General features: G+C 30.6%; 1 protein-coding gene. It reads left to right on the forward strand.

The window, feature by feature from the left end:
• The first annotated feature begins 217 nt into the window (after nt 1–217).
• Nucleotides 218–1,480, forward strand: a complete 1,263-nt coding sequence (locus L21TH_RS14130; RefSeq protein ID WP_006317454.1) for a YeeE/YedE family protein — start codon at nt 218–220, stop codon at nt 1,478–1,480.
• Nucleotides 1,481–1,544 lie beyond the last annotated feature (64 nt).

The raw sequence follows: 1,544 nt of genomic DNA on the forward strand, positions 1-1,544 counted from the left end.
GACAAGATAATCAATCTGTATTTTCTTAAATTTTCTTTTATAAACTATATTTATATGTTCTTTTTATACTCATGATCTCATTTAATTTATTTATTTTGTTATTAATGTATATTATTTACTGGTGATAGATGCTAAAATGTTTTTTATGGTACAATTTTGTTAATAAAGTCTTTCGTTATATATCATTAATTTGTAGAGGAAGGAGATGTTTAATCTAATGGCTAAGTCAAATAGCCCTAAGGAATCTATGCTAGAAGTGTCATCTTCTCATAAAATCAAAGATAGAAGATATAAAAAAAGTCAAATGCCATTAGGTATAGCTTTTTTAGTAGGTGTTATAATTATTGAAATGTTACTATATAATATTTCCGCTAAATTAGGATTATTTTGGTTAACTGGTATTTGTTTTGGATTTATACTTCAAAAGTCAAGGTTTTGTTTTGCTTCAGCTGTTAGGGACCCATATTTACTAGGTAGTACTGCTTTAACTAAAGCTGTACTTATTGCATTTGCAATCACAACTATCGGTTTCACTGCAATAAAGTCTAGTGCATATTCTAATGGATTACCTATTCCTGGACAAAATTATGTTGTCCCTATTAGCTTTGCAACAGCTATCGGTGCATTTATGTTTGGAATTGGTATGGTTATTACAGGAGGATGTGCATCTAGTACTCTTATGAGATCCGGTGAAGGATTTATCTTACAGCTGATTTCACTATTTTTTTTCATTGTTGGTTCTCTTTTGGGTGCCCATAATTTTTTATGGTGGAAAACTAATTTTATCATGCATGGAAAATCTATATTTTTACCTGATATATTTGGTTGGTTAGGAGCTGTTATTATTCAATTATTAATAATTGGTGCTTTATATATCCTAGCTAACAAATTGACAAATGGGAAGTGTTTAATAATAAAAAGGGATTTTAATTTAAGAGATATAGTTTTAAAACTAATAGATAATAAATTCTATAAGCTTTGGATTAAAGATTCATGGCCATATATAGTTGGTGCGGTTCTTTTGTCAGTTTTCCAAATAGTTACATTGGTTGCTACTGGAAATCCATGGGGAGTAAGTGAATCTTTTTCATACTGGGGAGCATGGCTATATACGTTGATTGGAGGCAGTGTAGATAAATGGTATTATTTTAGTAGTAATAGTGCCCAAGCCACTTTAAATTTAGGTTTTTTTAATGACCCAGGTTCTATGAGAAATATGGGTATTATCTTTGGTGCTCTTTTAGCTTCTCTTTTAGCTTCTCAATTTAGAATAAAAAAAGTCAGATCTATGAAACAAGTTATAGCAGCAATTTTAGGTGGTTTATTAATGGGCTATGGAGCAACAATCGGTCTTGGTTGTAATATAGGTGGTCTTTATAGTGGCATTGCTTCACTTTCCCTTTCTGGTTGGGTATATGCTATATTTTTATTTCTGGGTTCTATAGTTGGTAGTAAATTATTAGAAAGATTCTTTATTTAGTATTTAATCGAGTAGGAGGTAGATAATTATTTTATCTACCGACCTCTCACACCACCGTACGTAC

The sequence above is a fragment of the Caldisalinibacter kiritimatiensis genome, from assembly GCF_000387765.1.
GTDB classification, from domain to species: domain Bacteria; phylum Bacillota; class Clostridia; order Tissierellales; family Caldisalinibacteraceae; genus Caldisalinibacter; species Caldisalinibacter kiritimatiensis.